At 68.0% G+C, this 12,796-nt stretch carries 12 protein-coding genes; 2 read left to right on the top strand and 10 right to left on the bottom strand.

Annotated elements, in window-relative coordinates; genetic code table 11:
- Window positions 1–2 precede the first annotated feature (2 nt).
- From BKN51_RS16850 to BKN51_RS16895, 10 genes are all read right to left on the bottom strand, one after another.
- Window positions 3–1,103, bottom strand: coding sequence for an MCE family protein (locus BKN51_RS16850; protein WP_101608562.1), 1,101 nt, complete (start codon window positions 1,101–1,103; stop codon window positions 3–5).
- Window positions 1,103–2,089 (bottom strand): MCE family protein, encoded by a 987-nt coding sequence (locus tag BKN51_RS16855; RefSeq protein WP_101608563.1) that lies wholly within the window; start codon window positions 2,087–2,089, stop codon window positions 1,103–1,105. Before BKN51_RS16855 ends, BKN51_RS16850 begins: the two co-directional genes overlap by 1 nt.
- Complete coding sequence (locus tag BKN51_RS16860; protein WP_101608564.1) at window positions 2,086–3,090, bottom strand: MCE family protein; 1,005 nt, start codon at window positions 3,088–3,090, stop codon at window positions 2,086–2,088. Before BKN51_RS16860 ends, BKN51_RS16855 begins: the two co-directional genes overlap by 4 nt.
- Complete coding sequence (locus tag BKN51_RS16865; protein ID WP_233223120.1) at window positions 3,090–4,100, bottom strand: MCE family protein; 1,011 nt, start codon at window positions 4,098–4,100, stop codon at window positions 3,090–3,092. The genes BKN51_RS16860 and BKN51_RS16865 overlap by 1 nt, the downstream gene beginning before the upstream one ends.
- Entirely contained in the window at window positions 4,097–5,110 is a 1,014-nt protein-coding gene (locus BKN51_RS16870; RefSeq protein WP_101608565.1) for an MCE family protein, read from the bottom strand. Before BKN51_RS16870 ends, BKN51_RS16865 begins: the two co-directional genes overlap by 4 nt.
- Entirely contained in the window at window positions 5,107–6,330 is a 1,224-nt protein-coding gene (locus BKN51_RS16875) for an MCE family protein (protein WP_101608566.1), read from the bottom strand. Before BKN51_RS16875 ends, BKN51_RS16870 begins: the two co-directional genes overlap by 4 nt.
- Window positions 6,327–7,166, bottom strand: a complete 840-nt coding sequence (locus BKN51_RS16880; RefSeq protein WP_101608567.1) for an MlaE family ABC transporter permease — start codon at window positions 7,164–7,166, stop codon at window positions 6,327–6,329. The genes BKN51_RS16875 and BKN51_RS16880 overlap by 4 nt, the downstream gene beginning before the upstream one ends.
- A gap of 4 nt (window positions 7,167–7,170) precedes the next feature.
- On the bottom strand, window positions 7,171–7,974 hold the full coding sequence (locus BKN51_RS16885) for an MlaE family ABC transporter permease (protein ID WP_101608568.1): 804 nt from the start codon (window positions 7,972–7,974) through the stop codon (window positions 7,171–7,173).
- Between the two features lie 2 nt (window positions 7,975–7,976).
- Entirely contained in the window at window positions 7,977–8,750 is a 774-nt protein-coding gene (locus tag BKN51_RS16890; protein ID WP_101608569.1) for a hypothetical protein, read from the bottom strand.
- A 198-nt stretch (window positions 8,751–8,948) separates the two neighbouring features.
- Window positions 8,949–10,553 (bottom strand): DUF6801 domain-containing protein, encoded by a 1,605-nt coding sequence (locus tag BKN51_RS16895; RefSeq protein WP_101608570.1) that lies wholly within the window; start codon window positions 10,551–10,553, stop codon window positions 8,949–8,951.
- Window positions 10,554–10,889: 336 nt separating this feature from the next.
- Between BKN51_RS16895 and BKN51_RS16900 the strand changes: the two genes are divergently transcribed.
- Both BKN51_RS16900 and BKN51_RS16905 read left to right on the top strand, forming a co-directional pair.
- On the top strand, window positions 10,890–11,834 hold the full coding sequence (locus tag BKN51_RS16900; protein WP_101608571.1) for an ATP-binding cassette domain-containing protein: 945 nt from the start codon (window positions 10,890–10,892) through the stop codon (window positions 11,832–11,834).
- Window positions 11,831–12,682, top strand: a complete 852-nt coding sequence (locus BKN51_RS16905) for an ABC transporter permease (RefSeq protein ID WP_101608572.1) — start codon at window positions 11,831–11,833, stop codon at window positions 12,680–12,682. The genes BKN51_RS16900 and BKN51_RS16905 overlap by 4 nt, the downstream gene beginning before the upstream one ends.
- The last annotated feature ends 114 nt before the right edge of the window (window positions 12,683–12,796 follow it).

The raw sequence follows: 12,796 nt of genomic DNA on the forward strand, positions 1-12,796 counted from the left end.
CTTCACCTTCCCGGCACGTTCTGCGAGCCGCGCACGTTCGTCGGGTTGCCCTTCGGCAGCGCACAGCGCGCCGCGGTGTTCAACGGTCGCGGCGACGTGTCGAGACCGTCGCGGTAGCCGGTTCCGTAGCCGGTGACGCACGGCGGCGGATCGAAGAACGTCAGCGACAGGCCGACGTGCGCGCCGTCCGGGCCCATGATCGCGTGGCCCGCGGCGACCGCCTTCGGCGTGGTGACCAGCAATTGTTCGAGGCCGTCCTGCCGCGTTTCCAGCACGTCCGCGGTGGTCAGCAGGTTCGCCAGCAGGATGCCGAGGCTCGGGCCGGTCTCCCTCAGGAGCGTGCTGATCTCGTTCGCCGCCGCCGGAACGGCCGGGATGAGCCGCCGCAGATCACCGTCGGAGCTCTTCAGCGTCGCGGCGAGCAGTTTCGCGTTGGCGCCGAACGACCGGATCGCGTCCGCCTGTGAGACCTGCGTGTCGAGCACGGTCTGCGCGTCGGTCACGAACCTGGTCAGCGGGCCGACGTGCTCGCTCGCCTCCTTCACGAACTCGATCCCCCGCCCGACGAGCTGGTCCAGCGCCGGGCCCGCGTCGGACGTCGCGTTGTACAGCTCGTCGACCACGGTCCGCAGGGCGGGTTTCGGCACCGAGTTGGCGAAGGAGTCCACACTGGACAGGACGACGTCCACCGGCAGCGGGATCTTCGTGTCCGCCTCGCTGATCACCGAACCGTCCCGCAACACGGCACCGTCACCGCGACGCGGCCTCAGGTCGACGTACTGCTCGCCGACGGCGGACCGGTTGGCGACGACGGCTTCCGTGTCCGCGGGGACTTCCGGGCCGCCCGGCTCGATTTCCAGGTCCACTTCCATTCCGGAGGCGGTCAGCCGCAGTTCTCCGACCCGGCCGATCGGCACGCCCCGATAGGTGACCTCGGCGTTGCTGAAGATGCCACCACCGGTGGCGAGCCGCACTTTGACCGTGTAGCCGCGGTCGAGCACCAGCTTGTCCAGCCCCGCGTACGTCGCGCCGACATACGCGACGCCGAGGACCGCGATGACCACGAAGGCCACCAGCTGGACACGGACGAACTTGGTCAGCATCAGCGGCCACCACTGTTCTTGAAGGTCAGGAACGTGTTCAGGTAGTCACCGCGGATGGCCTCGAGCGCGGCGTCGGGGAACGGGAAGGTGAAGATCATCTCCATCGCCTTCGGCAGTTTGTCCCCGGAGTCGGCCAGCTTCCGCAGCAACGGTTCGAGCGCTTTGAGATCGGCGACGAGGTCGTCCTTGCTGCGGTTCACCGTGTCGACCGCGACCGAAGTGAGCCCGTCCAACGACTTCAGCATCCCGACGAGCGCCTGACGCTGCTGGTTCAGCACCTCGATCCCCGGGGTGAGCCCGTTCAGCGTCGTCTTGATCTCCTCGGTGTTCGCGTTCAGCGTCGCCGCGAGCTTGTTGACACTCTCGATGGCGCGCGTGATCTCCGACTTGTGCTCGTCGAGTCCGCGCACGAAGGTGTCCAAATTGGCCAGCAGGCTGCGGGCCGCGCTTTCCTTGCCGCCGAGCGCGTCGTTCAGTTCGCGGGTGATGTTCTGCACCTGCGCGACGCCTCCACCATTGAGCAGCAGGGAAAGCGCGCCGAAGACCTCCTCGATCTCCGGGGTCAGCGACGAACTGGCCAGCGGGATGACCGCGCCGTCGGTGAGCCGCCCGCTCGGGGTCCCGTCGGCCGGTGGCGCGAGTTCGACGAACTTCTCGCCGAGGATGCTCGCCTGCCGCAGCCGCGCGACCGCGTTGGCAGGCAGGTTCACGTCCCCGTTGAGCAGCAGCCCGACCACCGCGCTGCGGCCGTCCGGCGCCAGTTCGACCGTCCGCACCTGGCCGACCGGGACGTCGTTGACCTTCACCCCGGACTGCGGCACGAGATCCAGCACGTTGCTGAAACTCGCCGTCACATGGATCGGGTGTTCGCCCAGCGCGGCGCCACCCGGCAACGGGATGTCGTAGACGTCGACACCGCCGCTGCTGCAGCCGGTGGCGGCCAGCGTGAGGGCCAGCAGGGCCGCGCATTTGAACCGGGACTTCATTTCGCCCCCGAGAATTCGGTGAGGTTCCCTCGGCCGTCCAGCGTTCCCGCGCCCTGGTTGTACGCGCCGAGGACGTTCGCCAGCGCGTTCGGCGCGGCGTCGAGCGCCTCGCTCAGCGACGCCTTCTGCTGGCTGAGCACCTTGGTGATCTCGGCGAGTTTGTCCACATCGGACTTCACTTTGCCCCGGTTGTCCTTGATGAAGCCCTGCACCACGCTCAGCGCCTCGGTGAGTTCGGTCATCGCGCCGGAGAACTGGTCCCGCTGATCGGCCAGGATCTTGCTGATCGAGGAGATCTGCTGGATCGCCTGTTTCACCCTGTCGTCGTTCGAGGCGAGCATCGCGGTGAACTTGCTGATGTTGTCGACGGAGTTGAACAAATCGTCCTTGGAATCACTCGCCGTCCTGGCGAATTCGCCGAGGTTCTTGATCGCCTCGCCGAGTTTTCCGCCGTTGCCGTCGAGGTAGGTCGCGGCCTTGGTCAGGACGTCACTGACCGCGCCGTCCCGGTTGGCGCCCTTCGGCCCCAGCGCGGTCATCAGCTGGTTGAGGCTGCCGAGGAGTTCGTCGACCTCGACCGGGGTCACGGTGCGTTCGGGCGGGATCCGGGCGTCACCGCCCAGCTCCGGGCCGTCGGTGTACACCGGGGTGAGCTGCACGTACCGGTCGGCGACCAGGCTCGGCGTGATCACGACGGCGCCGACGCCGGCGGGCAGCTTGACGTCCGGCCGCACGGTCATGGTCACCTGGACGGTGGTCCCCTGGGGCTCGACCTTGGTCACCGAACCGATCGGGACCCCGAGCACGCGGACCTCGGTGTTCGGGTAGACCCCGACGGTCGCGGTGAAGTACCCGGTCAGCACGCGGTCGGCCTGCCGGGTCAGCAGCGGCCAGGCCGCCGTCACCACCAGCCCCGCGACGACGGCGACCGCGAGCCGCCGCACCCAGGCCCGGCGGCGGGCGTGCGCCCCGAGATCGGACAACGTGAAGTGGCGCCCCATCAGCGTCCCCCGTTCCTCGACGGCATGCAGCTGCCGGGCGTACTGCCGGTCGGGACGAGCCCGCAGATGTAGGTGTCGATCCAGCGGCCGTTGCCGACCGCGTTCCCGAGCAGCCGGTAGAACGGCCCGGCCAGCCGCAGGCTTTCACCGAGCTTGTCCTGGTTGCGCTGCAGCACGGTGGCGACGCGATCGAGCTGCTCGAGTGCCGGGCCCAGTGTCTTCTGGTTGTCCGCGACGAGTCCCTTGAGCTGCACCGAGAGGTTCTTCACCCCGCTGAAGAGCTTCGCGATCGCGTCCTTGCGCGCGTTCAGCTCCGTCAGCAGGGTGTTGCCGTCGCGGATCAGCGCCTCGATCTGCTGCGACCGGTCGCCGAGCGTCTGGGACACCTTGTTCGTGTTCTGGAACAGTTTCACCAGTTCTTCGTCGCGGGACGCGAGTGTCTTGGACAGCGCGGTGATGCCGTCGAAGGCGGTCCGGACGTCCTGGGGTGTGGAGGCGCCGAGCGTTTCCGACAACGTCCCGAAAGCCTTCGCGAGCTGATCGGTGTCGATCGCGCCCACGGTGTTCGCGAGGTCGTTGAACACGGTGGTGACGTCGTAGGGAGAACTCGTGCGCTGCACGGGGATCGGCTCGTCCGGGTCCAGTTCCGCGTTGCCGACCGGGTCGATGACCAGGTTCTTCTGTCCCAGCAGGGTCTTGATCTTGATCGCGGCGGTGGTGCGGTTGCCCACCCAGGTGTCCTTGACCCGGAACAGGACCTTGACGCGGCCGCCGTCCAGCAGGACGTCGGTGACCTCGCCGACCTTCACCCCGGCGACCCGGACCTCGTCGTTGCGTTTGAGCCCGGCGGCTTCGGTGAACTCCGCCGCGTACGTGGTGCCGCCGCCGATCAGCGGGAGGTCGTCGGAGAAGAACACCGCCGAACCGGCGACGGTCATCAGCACGGCCGTGACGGTGCCGACCACGATCGGATTGCGGCTGCGGAAGGGTTTGATCCTGGGCGCTTTCACCGGCACCGTCCCTGGGTCAGCGGGATGCCGACCGGCGGGCCGCCCGGGGCCGGTGGCGCGTCCGATTTGACCGAGCACAGGTAGAAGTTGAACCACGAGCCGTACGAGACCATCGCGCCCATGCGGTCCAGCTTCTTCGGGAGATTCGTCAGGAACTGTTCGAACACCGGGGTGTTGTCGGCGAGGTTCTTCGACAGGTCGCCGAGGGTGTTGATGCTGTCCTTCAACGGCGCACGGCCGTCCTTGAGCAGGTCCGCGGTGGCCGTGGTGAGCTCGCCGAGCCCGCCGATCGCCGAACCGATGGGTTTCGCGTCCGCCGCGAGCCCGGAGACCAGTTGCGCGGTGACGTCGACCAGTTTGTCGAACTGGTCGCCCTGGGAGTTGAGCGTGTCGAGCACCGTGTTGAGGTTACCGACCACCTGGCCGATCACCTCGTCCTTGCCCGCCAGCGTGTTCGTGAGCGACGCGGTGTGCTCCAGGAGGCTGTCGATGGTGCTCCCCTCCCCCTGCAGCACTTGGACGATCTCGAACGACAACTGGTTGACGTCGTTCGGCGACAACGCCTGGAACAGCGGTTTGAACCCGTTGAACAACGCGGTCAGGTCCAGCGCCGGGGTCGTCCGCTCCGGCGGGATCAGCGCGCCCTCGGTCAGCGCGGCCGGCCCGTCCGGACCGGGATCGATCGAGAGGTAGCGCTGGCCGACGAGGTTGCGGTACCTGATGGTGACCGAGGCGCCCGCGGTGAGACGGCGCTTGCTCTCGATCGAGAACCGCACGTCCGCCAAGCGCCGCTCGACCACTCCGATGGAGTCCACCTGCCCGATCCGGACGCCGGACATCCGGACCTCGTCCCCGGGGTTGACCGAAGTCGCGTCGGTGAATCTGGCGGTGTAGCCGACCGTCGTGCCGACCCCGGAGTTGGCGATGGTGATGGCCAGAATCCCCGTCGCCACCACGGTGATCACGAAGAAGATCAGGCCCTTGATCGCCGGTCCCGCGATACTCCTCATCGGACGGTCACCTCCGTTCCGCGCAACGCCGGGCCCACGAGCACACTGCTCCAGTCCGGGACCTCGGCCGGTTTCATCCCGAGCGACGGCGCCAGGATCTCGGCGACCAGCCCCCGCTCCCCCTTCGAATTGGCCGGGCCGAGGTCCCCATCGGCGGCGAAGGACACCGTCGCCGAAGCCGTACCCCCGCCGTAGCACCGCGGGCCGCCCTTTTGGTCGAACCGCGGATCGTCCCGGCCCGGCACGTACTTGTCGCGCGGATCGTGGACGGACAACGTCACGTGCAGCCCGGGCTCGCCGGTGCCCTTGCCCAAGGCCTTCTCCATCACCGGCTTGAGCCGGTTCACCGCGTCGAACAGGCACGGGAACTCGGGCGAATAGCGGGACAGCAGCTCCAGTGTCGGCCTGCTCTTCACGCTGACGCCGATGATGTTGTCCTTGTTCTGCACCAGGAACTTGTTCAGGTCACCGCTCGCGGTGGTGACGCTGGTGTACAGCTTGTCGAGATCGGCGCGGGTGTCCACAATGGTCTTCGCGGTCGTGGAGAGATCCGAGAGCGCCTTGAGGATGTCCGGCGCCGCGCCGGTGTAGAGGTCGGCGACGTCGGCGAGCTTGCTGATGTCCGCCTTGAACTGCGGCATCAGCGGGTTCACCTGGCCGAGGAGATCGTTGAGCTGGACGATGCTGTCCCCCAGGGATTTCCCGCGATTGTCGAGCGCGAGCGAAATCGCGCCGAGCGAGCTGTTGAGCTTCTGCGGCTGCACCGCCCGCAGCAGGGGCAGCAGATCACCGAGGACGCGTTCCAGTTCGATCGCGTTGGCCGACCGGTCCTGGCCGATGACGTCGCCGTCGCGCAGCGAGCCGCCCTCGGGCCGGTCCGGAAGCACGAGATTGACGTAGCGCTCGCCGAACACCGTCTTGGGCAGCAGCCGGGCCGAAACGTTGCGCGGCAGCTGATCGATCTTCGCCGGGTCGATGGCGAGATCCACCTCGACCCCGTCCGCGCTGCCGCGGACCGCCCTGACCTCGCCGAACGGGACGCCGCGGACCTTGACCTCGGCGGGCGGGGCCAGCTGGTTGCCGACCCGGTCGGTTTTGAGCGTGACCAGTTCCGCGCGGTCGAAGTCCTTGTTGAAGATGGCCACGGCGAGCCAGCCGAGCAGCACCAGGATGACGAGGAAGATCACCCCGGCGGCCTGTGTCCGTGCCCGGGCGGTCATCCGGAGACCTTCACCGTCGTGGTGGCGCCCCAGATGGCCAGGCTGAGGAACAGGTCGAGCACGCTGATCAGCACGATCGACGTCCGCACGGCGCGGCCGACCGCGACCCCGACGCCCGCCGGGCCGCCCGCGGCGCGATAGCCGTAGAAGCAGTGCGTGAGGATGACGCCGACGCTGAACACGAGCACCTTGGCGAACGACCACAACACGTCTTCAGGCGGTAAGAACAGGGAGAAGTAGTGGTCGTAGGTCCCGCCGGACTGTCCGAAGAAGACGACCGTCGTCACCCGCGAACCGAGGTACGAGATCAGCAGGCCGATCACGTAGAGCGGGATGATCGCGATGAACCCCGCGACGATCCGGGTGGTGACGAGGTACGGCATGCTCCGCACGGCCATCACTTCGAGCGCGTCGATCTCTTCGGAGATCCGCATGGCGCCCAGTTGCGCGGTGAATCCGGCGCCGACCGTCGCGGACAACGCGAGCCCCGCCGAGAGCGGTGCGATCTCGCGGGTGTTGAAGTACGCGGTGAGGAAGCCGGTCATCGCGGAGATGTTGATCTGGTTCAGCGCGCTGAAACCCTGCAGCCCCACCGTGATCCCGGTGAACACGCACAGGCCGACCATCACGCCGACGGTGCCGCCGATCACCGCGAGGGCGCCGCTGCCGAAGGTCACCTCGGCGAGCAGGCGCACCACTTCGCGGAAATAGCGGGTGACGGCCATCGGGATCGCCGCCAGCGCGCGGACGTAGAACAGCAACTGGTCGCCCAGCTCGAAAAGACTGTTGCCGGGGCGTTTGAAGGCTTCCTTGGCCCGTTCGGGGACGCTGGTCACGGGATCAGGTTCCCTTCGCCGGGACGAGTTGCAGGTACAGCGCGGTCAGGATGGTGTTGACGAAGAACAGGAGCAGGAACGTGATCACCACCGACTGGTTGACGACGTCACCGACGCCCTTGGGGCCGCCTCTGGGGTTCAGCCCCCGGTAGGACGCGACGACACCGGCGAGGAACCCGAAGATGAACGCCTTGATCGAGCTGACCACGAGGTCGGGCAGCTGGGCCAGCGCGTTGAAGCTCGCGAGGTACGCGCCGGGCGTCCCGCCCTGCACGATGACGTTGAAGAAGTAGCCACCGAGCACGCCGACGACGCTGACCAAACCGTTGAGCAGCACCGAAACCCCGATGGCCGCCTGCACCCGCGGCACGATCAGCCGGTGGATCGGCGAGACGCCGAGCACCTCCATCGCGTCGATCTCCTCGCGGATGGAGCGGGCGCCGAGATCCGCGCAGATCGCCGAACCGCCGGCGCCCGCGATGATCAGTGTGGTCACGATCGGGCTGGCCTGTTGCACGACGGCCAGCACGCTCGCGGCGCCGTTGAACTGCTGCGCGCCGATCTGACTGGTGAGCGAGCCGAGTTGCAGTGAGATGACCGCGCCGAACGGGATCGACACGAGGATCGCCGGCGTGATCGACACGCTGGCGATGAACCAGAACTGCTGGACGAACTCGCGGACCTGCACCGGGCGGCGGAACATCGCGAGGATGACGTCGAGGCCCATGGCGCACATGCGGCCGAATTCGCGCAGTCCCGCGGCGGCCTTCTCCGGCGCGCGGGCGAGCAGGGTGACGGGATTGGTCATCGTCAGGCTCCGCATCCGTTGGGGGGACCCGCCGAGCCGACACACCGCAGCTTGAGGTTGGTGACCAGGGTGTTGCCCGGTCCGGCCACCAGACCGGTGAGCAACGGGCTCAGATCCTCACGGACCCCGCAACCGGTGAATCCCGGCGTGGCGAAGGTGCTGGTGACCTTCACCGGCGGGGCGGGGAACGCGAGCGGCACCAGCGCCTTGATGTTCACCACGGCCGACTGCGCCGTCCGGCAGTTCGGGCCGACGTCGAGGACCTTGCCGTCCACTTTCACGTTGGAAAGCTTGATGAACACCTTCGACGTGACATCGGTGTGCGCGCAGATCGCGGTGCCGACCTCCTTGCAGTCACCCGTGGCGCCGGTGTCCACGTCGACGACGCCGGTCGCGTCGCCGTCGGGGACGAGTTCGACGGTGCCGGTGGCGGGCATGAACCGGAAGGAGACGAAATAGCTCGACGTCGACGGGATGGCGAGCTTGCCGGAGATCGGCGACTTGTCGGTGAACCCGAGGATCATGCCGTCGAACCGGCCCTGCGGGAACGTGATGTCCGAACCGAGTTTCGCGACGCGGCTGGTCGTGGGCTGCTGTTCGTCGCCGACGTAGAAGCCGAACTTCAGTCCGGCTTGCGCGGCGGACGGAGGCTGTTCGGGTTCGGCCTGCTGCGCCGGCGCGGGAGCGGCCGAGGCGGAAGCCAGCGAAAGCGCCCCCAGCCCCAGCACCGCCGGGAGCAGGAAGGCGCGCAGAACGCGCCCGGTCATCACTGACATTCGGGCTTCCTCACTTCGACTTCTCCGGCCGAACGGCCAACTTGTGCAGCACGCTACTGGCGGGAGATCAGGGAGACAAGTAATGCGGGACCGGGCGTTCGGGAAAACGGAAAGGTTGTAATGGGCGTAACTGTTTTGCAGTGGGTCTCGTGAGTGGTAATGACGGTTCTAACCGTCATTACCACTCACGAGGCTTTGCTACTTCTTGGTGAGGTCGATCTCCAGGCTGTTCCCGTCACCGGACGCCATCGCGCTGATCAACGGCGTCAGCAGGCCACAACCGCGGAACTGCGGCAGCTTGTATTCGGCCGTCAGCTTGCCGCCCTTCAACGGGTTGAAGCCGTGCGCGGAAACCAGCGGGATGTCCGCGGGCTTGGCCGTCTGGCAGGTCGAACTCGCCAGGATCGGGAATCCGAACAGCCGCACCGTGAGCAGCTTGACGTCGGCCTTCGTGTCGGCCTTCACCGCGCCCGCGTTGACGGTGCCCGTCACGTCGCCGACCTGGTTGATCTTCACCGTCGCCGAGGCGGGGAAGAAGCCGAGGAACCGGAACTGCACGTTCGACGGCGGCAGCGAGAGCTGACCGGTGAACTTGCCCGACTGGGCGTTCAGCTTCGCGGTGAACTCACCGGGGCCCAGCGGCAGTCTGGCGTTCAGCCCCGCGATGGTGGTCCTGCCCTTGACGCCGTAGACGATCTTGGTGTCACCCGGCGGCTGTGTCGTGGTCGGCGTGGTCGGCACGGTGGTCGGGCTCGTCGGCTGGGTCGTCGGGGTCGGCTCCGTGGTGGGAGTCGGCTGCGTGGTCGGAGTGGGCTCGGTCGTGGGCGTCGGCTCCGTGGTCGGAGTCGGCGTGGGTTCGGTGGTCGGAGTCGGCTCCGTCGTGGGAGTCGGCTGCGTGCTCGAAGTCGGAGTGGGCTCCGTCGTCGGGGTCGGCTCCGTGGTCGGAGTGGGTTCCGTGGTCGAGGTCGGAGTCGGCTCCGTCGTCGGCGTGGGCTCGGTGGTGGGAGTCGGTTGCGTCGTCGAGGTCGGAGTCGGCTCCGTCGTCGGGGTCGGCTCGGTGGTGGGAGTCGGTTGCGTCGTCGAAGTCGGAGTCGGCTCCGTGGTGGGCGTCGTCGGTGTCGTGGGCGTCGTCGGTGTCGTGGGCGTCGTCGGGGTGGTCGGTGTCGTCGTGCCACCACCGGCGGGCTTGATCTCGAACGTCCCGAGCTGCTGGTTCTGTCCCGGCTGGACGATGCAGTCCGACGTGAACGTGCCGAGGTCGGTCGGCTGTCCCTGCGCGTTCTTCGGCGTCATGGTGGTGCTGAAGTTCCCGACAGTCACCGAAGCGGTGCCCGCGCTGGGGAACGTGACCGCGGGCGCCTTGCCGCTCGTCTTGACGTGGAACTCGCCCGCCTCCGGCACCGGCGTGACCGGGATGACCAGCGGGAGACCGAGGTTCAGCGTCTTGTCGACCGGGTACTTCAGCACCGCGGCGGCCTTGGCGCTGCCCTCGACGGTGGTGGCGCCGACGAGCGAAAGTCCCGCGGTCGCGTCCGCCGGAACGGTGACGTCGACGTCGAACGTGATCGGGGTGGACGTCTTCCCGGCCACGGCGTCGTCCGGCAGGACGGTGTCGATCTTCACGACGAGGGTCTGGTCGCCGATCAGGGGGAACGGGCAGGTGTACTTCAGCGTCAGCGACGCGGGCGCCGCCTCGCTCAAGCCCGCGCCGGCGATGCCCAGGGTGGCCGCGACGGCGGCCACCGTACCGGCGGCCAAGGCTTGCACCGATCTTTTCGACTTCAGTTTCTGTGGGAACTTCACAACGGTCACTCCCGGGGAATCGGAGAAATTGCGTGACACGGCCGAAACGGCACGGACACGGAAGCGGTAAATTACCTGTGCCCTCTCGCACCGGCAAGGACACCGGATCCGGCCCCTTTTGTTTGTCATCCGGGTGGGATCGGGTGACTCATTAACTGGCACCGCCACCCGCGCCGAATCGCTTTTGTCACGCTCGTCGACATCGGCGGAGGCAAAACTGTCACACGCGTGTTCTTGTGACGCGCGTGTGGAGGACGGCGTCCTGAATTGTCACGCGCGTCCGGAGTCCGCTCCCGTTCATTGCGGCCGCACCGAAACCCCCGCTACGTTCGGCGAATGGAGCAGGCTGCCATCGAAGTGACCGGCCTTGCCAAGCACTACGGTGAAGTGACGGCTCTCGCCGGCGTCAGTCTCCGCGTCGGCCGCGGCACCGTGCTCGCGGTGCTCGGCCACAACGGCGCCGGGAAGACGACGCTGATCGACATCCTCAGCACCCGCGTCAAACCGAGCGGCGGCAGTGCCAAGGTGTGCGGTTTCGACGTCGTCCGCGCCGGACATCACGTCCGACGGCGGATCGGGGTCACCGGCCAGTTCGCGGCGGTCGACGACGCGCTCTCCGGCCGCGGCAATCTGGAACTCGTCGCCAGGTTGCTGGGCGCGAACCGGCGCCAGGCCAGGGCCCGCGCGGCCGAACTGCTCGCCATGTTCGGCCTCGACGACGCCGCGGACCGGCCCGCGCGGACCTATTCCGGCGGAATGCGGCGGCGGCTCGATCTCGCGGCCGGGCTCGTCGGCTCCCCCGACGTCCTCTTCCTCGACGAACCGACGACCGGCCTCGATCCGCTCAGCCGAGCGGGGCTCTGGGACGGCGTCGAACGGCTCGCCGCACGCGGCACCACCGTCGTGCTCACCACGCAGTACCTCGAGGAGGCGGACAGACTGGCGGATCACGTCATCGTGCTGGGATTGGGGCACGTCACGGTTTCCGGGCGGCCGTCGGAACTGAAGACCAGACTCGGGGAACGGACCGCGACCCTGACCTTCGGCACCGGGCTCGCCGCCCACCGGGCAGTGGCCGCGCTGCACCGGCTCGGCATGAGCTGCACGACGTCGGCCTCCGGGCTGGTGCTCGGCGTCGCGCTGTCCGGGCCCTCCGACATCACGGTGCTGGTCCGCGCGCTCGACGCGGCGGGCGCGCCGATGAAGGACCTCACCGTCGCCGAGCCGACGCTCGACGACGTCTACCTTTCCCTGCACCGGAATCCGGCGGTCCCGTCATGACCGAGGCACGCCACCGCGCGCCGGCACCGCTGGTGCTGACCGATCCGGCGACCTGGCCGCCGAGCACCTTCGGCACCCAGGTCCGGGTGCTCGCCGTCCGGTCGCTGAAGACCGCGTTCGGCGACCGGCGGCTGGTGTTCTTCGGGCTGCTGCAACCGATCGTGCTGCTCCTGCTGTTCAGCCAGGTCTTCAACGGGGTCAGCACGCTGCCCGGTGTCGCGGCCTACCAGGGTTACGTGAACTTCCTCGTCCCGGCGACGCTGGTGAACATCGCGATGACCACCGCGATGAGCTCGGGCGCCGGCCTGCTCGCGGAGATCTACAGTGGATTCACCGGACGCCTCCGGTGCATGCCCATCAGTCTTTCGGCCGTCCTGGTGGCCCGCACCATCTCCGACTCCGCCCGGCTGGCCGTGCAACTGCTGGTGACGGCGCTCGCCAGCGTGGTCCTGCTCGGTTTCCGGCCGACCGGCGGGGTTTTCGGTGTCACCGCGGCACTTCTGCTCACGCTCGTCGTCGGCTGGTGCCTGAGCTGGATCTTCGTCGCCATCACGACCTGGCTGCGCAAGGCCGAAACCCTGCAGATGGCGTCGTTCGTGGTCATGTTCCCGCTGATGTTCTCCTCCAGCGCCTACATGCCGCTCGAGACCATGCCCACCTGGTTGCGGGTGGCCTCGGCGATCAACCCGCTGACCTACGCGATCGACGCCACGAGGGCGCTCGCGCTGGGACGGCCGTCGGGCTGGTCGATCCCGATCTCGCTCGCGATCGCGGCCGTGGCGGCGCTGGCGGGCGGCTGGATCGCGGCGAGGACGTTCCGGTCGCCGCGGGAAGCTCCGCCGCGGTGACGTCGGTCCGGCGCGGTGTCGCGTGAAGGCCCCCTTCACTACTGGGTCGTCCTGAGGGCCACCTTTGAGACGCTCAAGGTCTCAAAGGTGGCCTTCAGGACATGGGGAAGGTCT

The sequence above is a fragment of the Amycolatopsis sp. BJA-103 genome (assembly GCF_002849735.1).
Taxonomy (GTDB): Bacteria; Actinomycetota; Actinomycetes; order Mycobacteriales; family Pseudonocardiaceae; genus Amycolatopsis.